13 protein-coding genes are annotated in these 8,957 nt (G+C 61.5%); 5 read left to right on the top strand and 8 right to left on the bottom strand.

Annotated elements, in window-relative coordinates:
• The 5 genes from BV106_RS30065 to BV106_RS30045 form a co-directional block, all read right to left on the bottom strand.
• A partial coding sequence (locus tag BV106_RS30065; protein ID WP_038171066.1) for a PQQ-dependent sugar dehydrogenase occupies window positions 1-809 on the bottom strand: 809 nt, incomplete at its 3' end.
• Window positions 810-927: 118 nt separating this feature from the next.
• Entirely contained in the window at window positions 928-1,194 is a 267-nt protein-coding gene (locus tag BV106_RS30060) for a GNAT family N-acetyltransferase (RefSeq protein WP_038171064.1), read from the bottom strand.
• A gap of 118 nt (window positions 1,195-1,312) precedes the next feature.
• Window positions 1,313-1,843: a TlpA disulfide reductase family protein gene (locus BV106_RS30055; RefSeq protein ID WP_051946518.1), complete on the bottom strand. Its 531-nt coding sequence runs from the start codon at window positions 1,841-1,843 to the stop codon at window positions 1,313-1,315.
• Between the two features lie 144 nt (window positions 1,844-1,987).
• On the bottom strand, window positions 1,988-2,914 hold the full coding sequence (locus BV106_RS30050; protein ID WP_038171062.1) for a sugar phosphate isomerase/epimerase family protein: 927 nt from the start codon (window positions 2,912-2,914) through the stop codon (window positions 1,988-1,990).
• Between the two features lie 68 nt (window positions 2,915-2,982).
• Entirely contained in the window at window positions 2,983-3,897 is a 915-nt protein-coding gene (locus BV106_RS30045) for a LamG domain-containing protein (protein WP_038171069.1), read from the bottom strand.
• A gap of 111 nt (window positions 3,898-4,008) precedes the next feature.
• Between BV106_RS30045 and BV106_RS30040 the strand changes: the two genes are divergently transcribed.
• The 3 genes from BV106_RS30040 to BV106_RS30030 all read left to right on the top strand — a co-directional run bounded on the left by BV106_RS30040 (window position 4,009) and on the right by BV106_RS30030 (window position 5,948).
• Window positions 4,009-4,308 (top strand): hypothetical protein, encoded by a 300-nt coding sequence (locus BV106_RS30040; RefSeq protein ID WP_038171059.1) that lies wholly within the window; start codon window positions 4,009-4,011, stop codon window positions 4,306-4,308.
• A 271-nt stretch (window positions 4,309-4,579) separates the two neighbouring features.
• Window positions 4,580-5,194 (top strand): sigma-70 family RNA polymerase sigma factor, encoded by a 615-nt coding sequence (locus BV106_RS30035; RefSeq protein ID WP_038171057.1) that lies wholly within the window; start codon window positions 4,580-4,582, stop codon window positions 5,192-5,194.
• Window positions 5,195-5,504: 310 nt separating this feature from the next.
• Window positions 5,505-5,948 (top strand): response regulator transcription factor, encoded by a 444-nt coding sequence (locus tag BV106_RS30030; RefSeq protein WP_081892452.1) that lies wholly within the window; start codon window positions 5,505-5,507, stop codon window positions 5,946-5,948.
• Window positions 5,949-5,966: 18 nt separating this feature from the next.
• Here the strand turns inward: BV106_RS30030 and BV106_RS30025 are convergent, their stop codons facing one another.
• Together BV106_RS30025 and BV106_RS30020 are read right to left on the bottom strand one after the other, a co-directional pair.
• Window positions 5,967-6,323, bottom strand: coding sequence for a hypothetical protein (locus BV106_RS30025; protein WP_038171053.1), 357 nt, complete (start codon window positions 6,321-6,323; stop codon window positions 5,967-5,969).
• Between the two features lie 67 nt (window positions 6,324-6,390).
• Complete coding sequence (locus BV106_RS30020; protein ID WP_038171050.1) at window positions 6,391-6,939, bottom strand: hypothetical protein; 549 nt, start codon at window positions 6,937-6,939, stop codon at window positions 6,391-6,393.
• 21 nt (window positions 6,940-6,960) lie between these two features.
• On the opposite strand from BV106_RS30020, the gene BV106_RS30015 reads away from it, so the two are divergent.
• Window positions 6,961-7,524, top strand: a complete 564-nt coding sequence (locus BV106_RS30015) for a hypothetical protein (protein ID WP_038171048.1) — start codon at window positions 6,961-6,963, stop codon at window positions 7,522-7,524.
• Window positions 7,525-7,536: 12 nt separating this feature from the next.
• Here the strand turns inward: BV106_RS30015 and BV106_RS30010 are convergent, their stop codons facing one another.
• Complete coding sequence (locus tag BV106_RS30010; RefSeq protein ID WP_265596218.1) at window positions 7,537-8,487, bottom strand: YihY/virulence factor BrkB family protein; 951 nt, start codon at window positions 8,485-8,487, stop codon at window positions 7,537-7,539.
• 149 nt (window positions 8,488-8,636) lie between these two features.
• On the opposite strand from BV106_RS30010, the gene BV106_RS30005 reads away from it, so the two are divergent.
• A partial coding sequence (locus BV106_RS30005; protein WP_038171044.1) for a hypothetical protein occupies window positions 8,637-8,957 on the top strand: 321 nt, incomplete at its 3' end.

Below are 8,957 nucleotides of genomic sequence, written 5' to 3'. Positions count from 1 at the left end.
CCGCTCATTGCCTGCGTCGGGCCCACCTCGCCCCAGTAAACAATGCCGGTCCGGTCATCAACCGACATGCGCCAGGGGTTGCGACACCCCATGACATAGATTTCCGGCCGGGTGTTGGGAGTGCCGGGGGGGAACAGATTGCCCGGCGGAATCTCATACGTGCCGTCCGCCTTCACCCGGATGCGGTTGATCTTGCCATTGAGCACGTTCGTGTTTGCCGCCGACTTCTGGGCATCCCACGGGGAACGGTCGGGCCGCTCATCCAGCGGGGCGTAGCCCTGGGAGTCGCCATGGGGATGGGTGTTGTCCCCCGTGGAGAAGTAGAGGCAGCCATCCGGGCCGAACTCGACGGTGCCGGCGTGGTGGCAGCACTCCTTGCGTTGTTCCGCGAACCGGAGGATGACTTTTTCACTGGCGAGGTCGAGGACGTCACCTGTGATGGTGAAGCGGCTGAGCTGCTGGCCGTCAAAGTCCTTGGGCGAGTACAGACAGTAGATCCAGCCGTTCTCAGCAAACTTGGGATCGAGCGCAAAGCCCAGGAAACCGTTCTCCTGACCATTGAAGACCTGTAGGGCACCCGCCTGGGTGAGCTGCCGGGTGACGGGGGAGTAGATCTTGAGCGTGCCTTTGTACTCGTTGAAGAACAGCCTGCCGTCCGGGGCCAGTTCGATCTCCATGGGCTGGGCAATGTCCTCAAACAAAGTCTCCACCTTGAAGCGATAGTCGGGCGGGGCTGCGTGGGCGCGCCCGGGAAGCAGGGCGGGGCAGAGCGAAGCGAGCAGAACGGCGGGAAGCAACAGAGAGCGCATGGAGAATCGGGCAACGGATCAGGGCAGTCTTCCGATACGGGCCACGCAGGCGCGATTGTGCAAAGGGACGTCTCCTGCCCACCCCCGACTTTTCGGGGGGCGAGAAACCTTCACTCTCTCAGAGAAGGTCGCTGTATTCCTTGTGCCGGGCCATGTAGGCCGCGACATAGCTGCACTGCGGCACCACCGTCCAGCCCTGCTCACGAGCGTGCTCCAGGGCCTCCTGTACCAGCTCGGCGGCGATGCCCCGTCCGCGCAGCTCGCCAGGGACATAGGTGTGGGTGATCGTCATCTGACGCCCATCCAGCTCATAGTCCAGCACGGAGACGTGTCCGGATTCTTCCAGGGAGAACCGGTGGGATTCGGAGTCGTGATCGATGTCCATAGATGAGGCGATTCCGCAGGACAATGCTACCTGCGAAAACAATACGGTCACGCCAGCCACTTGGCCGGACGAAACGAATTGTCCTGCGGCAGTCGCTCCCAGCAGCAAAGGAGGATGGCTACTTCTTCAGCAGGATCTCCAGGGCTTCTTCCACCTTGGAGTTCGAGCAGTCGGCCACCACGAGCTTGCCGGTGCGGTCGATGATGTAGTAGTCAGGGTAGCCGTTGACGGCATAGTCTTTGCCGGCCTTGCCGCCGGTATCTACGGCGACGGGGTAAAGGATGCCCTTTTCCTTCACGGTCTCGCGCATTTTCTCAGCCCCTTCCGGGTGGCACACGCCGATGAAGACCACGTCGTTGGCGTACTTCCTGTGGATCTCGTTCGCATGCGGGATGCTGGAGATGCAGGGGCCGCACCAGGTGGCCCAGAAGTCGAGGACGATGATCTTGCCTTTGAGATCTGCCAGCGTCAGTGGCTTGGAGTTCTCCCACTTTTGCAGCTTGATCTCAGGCGGGGTGGGACTGTCCTGGAGGTCTTTCAACCGGGCCCGCTTGGGGGCATCCCCCTCAAACACGGAGGTGAGATCTGCGGCCGTGGTGACGAGTGGCAGGGCCAGTGCGGAGAGGAGCGTGAGAAGCGGAAGTTTCATCGCTGGGATCGGGTCAGGGTGGTTTGAGACGGAGATTCCGTGGCCGTTTTACTCTTTTGGCCTGCGGTGCACAAGACAATGTTTGGCCTGCGGAATCTCCGACAGGATGCTGCCGCAGAGCGACGCAATTTCACCCGAGCCTTATCAGGCCCGCAGCCCGAAAGCCGTGTCCATCTCATCGGACACGCCCTTGAGATAGTCTTGATTACCGCCTCCCACTTCGGCGGCGAGCCAGCCGTAGAAGTTGATCTCAAGGAGGGCCTTGCGCACGTCTGCGTAGTCGATATCGCCCTGGCCGATGGGAGTGAACTTGTTCTGAGCGCGGGAGAAGCCTTTCACATCGAGTTTGTAAACGCGCTTGCCCAGGGTGCGGATCCAGCCGCCCATGCTTCCGTATTTCCAGTGGTTGCCGATGTCGAACTGCATGCCTACCCAGGGGGAGTTGAAGGCGTCAACGTACTTGGCCCACTTGTCAGCCGTCTGATCAGATCCGCCATTGTGATCGTAGAGGAACTGGTTCCAGACGTTCTCAAGCACGATGGTGACGCCTTCCTCCGCAGCGATAGGAATGGCTTTGGAAATGTTCTCCACCGAGCGGGCCCAGATCTCATTCTCAGGACCGTCCTCCCCTTTGCCAGCGACGAGCAGCACGGAGTGTCCGCCCACAGCGCGGGTGTCGCGCAGGGCCGTCTTGAGGTCCTCCAGAGCCTTGGCCCGGGTGGCGGCATCGGCACTGGTATGGCGGATGGTCCAGTGGCTGCCACAGACGGTGCCGTCCACAACAAGGCCGGATTCAGCGATGGCCTTCTTGGTTTCCGCCACATCCATGCCCGGAGCATTCATCTCCACACCCTTGAAGCCTGCGGCGAGGGCGCCCTTGAATTTGTCCGTCAGGCTGCCGTCCACTTTGATCATGCCGATCTTGAGCGTCTTGTAGAGCCGGCCAGCCAGGGCATCGGGCGTGCCAGCGGCAGCGGCTGCCTGACCCCAGGTGGGCAGCGTGGCGGCTCCGGCGAGGGCAGTGGCATGGCGGAGAAACTGGCGGCGGTTCGAGGAAGTAATAGAGCTCATAATCGTGTCGGAATGGGAGGCTGGATACCTACGGGGTGGTCGGGCGGTGCTGACGATGAAAATGTCCCTTACTCTGGTGCTTTTGTGAGCGCGGTGGCGGAGTGGAGGGCGGCGATCTCCTGTGCGCTCAGAGCGCGCTGGAAGACGGCGAGGCCGCCCAGCCGGCCTCCGAAGAAGTTCCCGGGCTTGCCCCGCACGGACACGCTGCCAACGGTGAACTCGGCCCCATCCTCACCGCCATCGAAGAGCCCCTCCGCATAGGGGAAGGGATTGCTGCCTTCCGAGGCGTCGAACTTGCCGTCCAGATACAGGCGCACCTCTTTGGCGTCATAGGTGAGCGCGAGGCAGTGCCATCCCTCCATGGGCACCACGGAGCCGCTGGATGCGTAGGTGATGCAGAACTCCTCACCGGGCGTAGGACCGCCCACGCTGGACACATGGCCCTGGAAGAGGTCCTTGCACGGTTTGCGTTTCATGGTGCGGTGGTCGGTACGGGAGGCAGCATTGAGGAAGAGGCAGTACTGTCGCTTCTTGCGGGACTCGTCCCACACGCCGGCGATGGCCTGCCAGGCGTGAGGTCGCTCCCGCCTTACCCATGCCATGACCGTGACCTGCGCACTGGGACCATGTATGTTCAACGAACCCAGCTGTTCCCTCGGGATGCGGAGCCACTGGCCGGACTTGATGAGGAGCGCGGTGCCGAAGGGGCCTTCCGCCTCCCGGGCCACGGGGCCGGCCATCTCCTCCAAGGCATGCGCGCCGGGGGCCAGGGAGAGGCGTTTGTTTCCTTGATCCTCGCGGAAGTCCCAGAAGGCTGCGAGCCCAGGTGTCTCCAGCACGGCTTGCTGCGGATTCTTTGCTGGAGTTTCTGCCGCCTTCTTGTTTTCAGGGGGCGCAGCCTTGTCCGGCTCTGCACCGGTGGCGTTTGTATGCAGGAGGCAGAGGCCGAGGGCGGCCAGAAGGGGAAGGTGAGGCAAGCTCATGAAGGCATTCAAGTGGGGTGGTGACGCGTCTCCTCATATCGGGAAAAGCATCCATCAGGGAAGTGTCGGACGAATTGATAGAAAAGAGGACCACTGAACAAGCGGTTTTGTATGAGAAAGAGAAGCCTCCATCGCTTCGATGCTACCCAGGCTGGACATGACTCCTTGACGGTCCTGCTTTCGGCACCGCAGGCCCTCGCGGTGGCCTCCCGTCTGCTGCAGCATTTGCGCACTGGCTCGCCCGTGGTGGAGATTCATCTGGCAGGAGCTCAAATGAGCCTGCGCCCACCGGCCGAGGCGCCGCCCTCTGCCCCCGTGGTGCGGCGAGCAAGGCTGCGCAAGAAAGATCCCGCCTTGACGGCTGTGAGTGCAATTGCACCCACGCAGCTGACGGGTGCCCTGCGATCTTAAAATGTGACCCCCAGATAGCCGCCGACCACCAAGCCCCGAGTCCATACCGTGCATCCTGCATGATGAGACGGGTGAATGCGTGCTTTTTGCATGATTTTCCGGCCGGAGAGGGGAGTTGTTGTTTCGCGATGAAATCGCGTAAATGATTCATGGTGAGTGCATTGCGGCTTTGGTGAGGTGGGTGGTATGCAGAATGCAAGGGAGAGGGGTAACCATGGCGGGGCACATCCAGCCCTGCCGCGAATCTCTCAAACAACTCTCCCTAAGACTCATGAACACCATCCTCTTTCCCTCCCCGCTGGCTGAGAATCTCGTTGCGCTGACTGATGAAGAACTGATGGACCGGATCGTCGCTGGCGAGTCTCAGCGGGCGCTGGAAGAGTTGTATCGCCGCCATCGTGGTGTGCTGCGCGGGGTCATCACCCGGGTGCTGGGTGTGGAAGCTGATTCGGATGACGTGCTGCAAGATGTCTTTATCCAGGTCTGGAAGCACGCAGGCACTTTCTCCTCCCACAAGGGCAAGCTTCTCGGGTGGTTGATCACCATTGCCCGTCGCCGCGCCCTTGACCGTGTGCGCCAGCTTTCCGCCTATCAGCGTGCGACCAGCCGCTACGAAGCCGCCTCCCGTCCGGAGGTGCACCGCCTGGAGTCCACCTCAGTGGTGGATCAAGAGGTGCGTCAGAATGAGCTTCAGGATGTGCTCAATCGCCTGATCCAGGATCTGCCCAAGGAGCAGGGGGTGGCAGTGCGTCTCACGTTCTTCAAAGGTCTGAGCCAGCGGGAAATCGCCGCCAGACTCTCCCTGCCTCTGGGCACGGTGAAGACGAGGATTGAGCTTGCCGTGCGCAAGTTGGGCCGCTCCTACATCTGTCAGGAGGCGGCATAAGGTATGTGCTGGGCCAGCATCAGCATTGAGGCATCACACCCTTCCCGGCCAAGGCGAAGTCCTGGCTGCGAAGGGTGGATGGTTTAGCGGCTGGCTGGTGATGACTCCTTGCATTCTGCCCGGCGTTGCCCGGCACGGCTGCGCGGCGTGATTTAAGCACGCGGGCCAAACGTCACAGACGTATCCCGAGAGAACAAGGCTTGGGGAGATCGCATCTCAGCATCACTTGGAGCGAATCCCACCGCCGAGCAGCTTTCGTTTTTTTCAGTAGTAGCGACTCCGACCATTCGCCGCCCCCACGAACTTGAACATGCCCGTTACATCGTTTCCCCCGTCAGACCAGCACGTTGTTTCCATAGCCGTGGTGGATGACCATTCCATCATTTGCGCGGTGTTCCGCAGCATTGCCGAGGACTCCCCCGGCCTTTCCTTTGCCTGGAGTGCACCGGACGTACGCCAGGGAGCGGCAGCTCTGAAGCGGGAGCTGCCGGGCATCCTGGTGGTGGATGTGAATCTGCCGGACGGCAGCGGTTACGAACTGGCCCGCCAGACACTGCAGGAACATCGTCATCTGAAAGTGTTGGTTGTTTCCACGAACGAAGGGAGGGTGTACTCCGAGCAGGCGTACAAGGCCGGGGCGCGTGGCTATGTGAACAAGAACACCTCTCCAGATGAGCTGTTGCACGCGATCAACACCATCCGGAGTGGAGGCACGTACTTTAATCCGGCGTTGAAGGAGCCCGGGGGGATCTGACCGGGTGGGCGGACGAGTTCACTCGAGCTCGCGTTCTATTTCCTCGTCCTCTTCTTCGAGGTCCCGGAGCTCTTCATCGGCCTCATCGAGCCCGTCTTTGACAAGGAGTTCAGTGCACTTGATCTCGTCCTCCAAGGGGATGCGGGCAATGCGGTCGCCGTTTTCAACGCCGGCCTCGTCCCACGAGTGACTCATCAGCAGGGCGTTTTGAGACACCTCGGGATATTCCTCCAAAATGGTCTCATCTCCAGAGGGCATGAAGTCCTGCTGACTCAGGTCTTCGACCAGGCTTTCCACTGGATCTGAAAGATCGTCTTCGAAGGGCGGAGAAGGCTCCGCCCGGTGGGGGAGGTGAGAGGTGGCTTTGGATTTCACGGAGGTGTCAGCTTTCTTCTGAATCGTAAGAGCCCTCCCGAATGCGTGCCTTACTTGTGGGGAAGGGTCACACGGCCCCGCCGGAGCCCTTCGACCGCCATGAGTTCATGTAGGCGGCAATGCTGGCCATGATATGATGCAGTCCTTCGCGGAGAGAGGCGAAGGGCGATGGCTGCAGGAGCGTGGAGCGCTTCTCAAGCAGTTCTGTGAGGAAGAGCCTCTGACGGCGGGGACTGCGCCACCAGGAAGGATTGGTGCTAGAGAGAGACTCCATGGTCACTCGGATGTTGGACGGCGTGAGGAGCCCAGCGGCATCAGGCTCCTGGCTGCGCACGTAGTTGGACAGGATCTCTGGCAGCTCGGAGTGGTAGTACGCTTCAAACTCGGCCGCGAAGAGCTGGGGATGCAGGAGGAAGCGGTCCGTGTGCCATTCGTTCTTCTTCTCCACCAGCTGCCGCCACTGTTCGTAGTCGGACACTGATTCGAGGCGGGCGATGGCGTTGTCAGCCTCACTGTCCGAGAGGGAGCTGCGCAAGGTCGCCCCCATGTAGCTCAAGTAGGCGAGCTTCTTGGGCGATGCGGGGGCTGCGATGGAAGTGCTGGAGCCGGAGTCCATGGATGGATGGAGATTCAGGCGATGATGGGCGGAACCGATGGTGGCTCCGAAGGAGAGGGATCGCCAGGCTGCGGAGCAGGTGAAGGAGCGGGAGGCTCGGGGGCTGGCAGCGGTTCCGCAGGCGTCGGGTCCGAGGGCATCGGCTGGGGCGTCTGCGGTTCTGGGTATGAACTGCTCATGGTGGATGGGGTCAGGGTTTCACCAGAGATCGGGTGGTGCGGGCCGTTTGGCTGCATCGCACTGGTGGAAAAGGCCGAGGCGGGCAACCGCCGGGGTGCGTGGCAACGATTTCACCATGAAGCTCGAAAGGAGAAAGGTTCCATGAAAAACCAGACAACATTCAATCTTCGCATCCCCCAGAACACATCGCGTGCGCTCGATGTTGCCGCAGGCCGGACAGGCCTTACCCGGCAGAACGTTTGCCGCCTGGCCATCTCACTGGGATTGAGCCAGTTGAAGAAAGAGGGGTTTCACATCGCCACCGCTCTGCAGCATCGTGCCGAGGCTGAGAATCCGCCGGAAGCCGTGATGCTGGCGCAACGCGAGCGTAGGGTGCCGGGAGTGGACTTCCCTGAGGACGGTTGAGGCGGCCCTCGGTTACGACCGCAATGACGGACTGCCGCTGGAAGGAGCCCCGTGTTGTGGGCTCGGCACGTGCAGCCCCTGTGCCGCCATCTCCTCCAGCACGGAGGCGGCCACCGTCATGGCGCGGGACTTGGGCACGACGCCGGAGCCGAACTTGCGTGCATAGCACTTGGTAAACTCCGCCCCGTAAAAGAGGATGCAGGAGGAATAGTACACCCAGAGCAGGAAGACGACGATGGAGCCTGCCGCGCCGTAGCTGGAGGCTACCCCGCTGGTGCCGAGATAGACACTGATGGCGTGCTTGCCAATGTTGAATAGCCCCGCAGTGACCACCGCCCCCAGCCAGACGTCACCCCAGCCGACGTGCACATCTGGCAGCAGTTTCAGGATGAGGGCAAAGAGCACGCTGATGGCCACGAGAGACAGACCGACGTCCCACCATCCCAAGAGTTCCGGGTGCATGGGAACCCACTGGCCAAAATAGCGCGTGGCCGCCGCGACCGCGGTGCTCACCAGCAGGGAGGTGAGCAGCAGGAAGCCGATAACGAGCACCATGGAGAAGGAAAGGAACTGGTCACGTAGGAGTGTGAGCACCTGCTGACCCGGCCGGGGGACCACTCCCCAGATGGTATTGAGCGCCCCCTTGAGCTCGCCAAACACCCGAGTGGCGCCGAAGAGCAGCACGGCCACGCCGATCAGGGCCTTCCAGCCGTTGTCGTCCTCCTGCCACGCATCCAGGATGAATGCCTGGATGGAATGACCGGCATCTTCACCCGCCAGGGAGGAGATCTCTGCCACGATCTGGCCGCGGGCCGCCTGCTCACCAAACACAAAGCTCGCCAGGGAGATGCAGATGATGAGGAGGGGGGCCGTGGAAAAGGTGGCATAGTATGCCAAGGCGGCACTCAGGCGGGAGGCATCGTCTTCGATCCACTCTCGTGCTGCGGTACGAAGGAGGGACAAGAAGGCAAGAGGACCCATAACCGGACTTCGCGGAAGCCGGGGGTGTCGGCCCTCTTTATACGGTGGCGTGGGTGAGTTTTTGCCTCCATCACGGGGCTTGCCAGACGGTGGCAGATTCTGGTAAACTGAAGGTCAATCGAAGGAATCCTATGAATGCAACCCTCAAAGAAGGGGCAGATTCTGGGGCCGAGCCCGGGCCCGTCAAGACCGCAGTCTCCGCCGAACTGGCCCGCAAGCGACGGCGCTCCGCGATCGAGAGCTGGCTGTCGCAGTCACCCTTCTATGAGCCCTTCCGGAAGGTGACGGCTCCGTTCTTCCACTGGCTGGCCCAGCCCACGAATACCATCATCACCGTGCTGCTGGTGATTCTGGCGCCGTTCATCGGGCTGCTGCTGCTGCCACTCTTTTTGATCCTGATCCCGGTGTTCCTGTTCCTGGCGGTGCTGGGTTCCATGGCCACAACGGTGAAG

Origin of the sequence: Verrucomicrobium sp. BvORR106 (genome assembly GCF_000739655.1) — a bacterium.
Taxonomy (GTDB): domain Bacteria; phylum Verrucomicrobiota; class Verrucomicrobiia; order Verrucomicrobiales; family Verrucomicrobiaceae; genus Verrucomicrobium.
The sequence above is the reverse complement of the archived record's forward strand: the minus strand, read 5'-3'. Positions and strand labels throughout refer to the sequence as shown.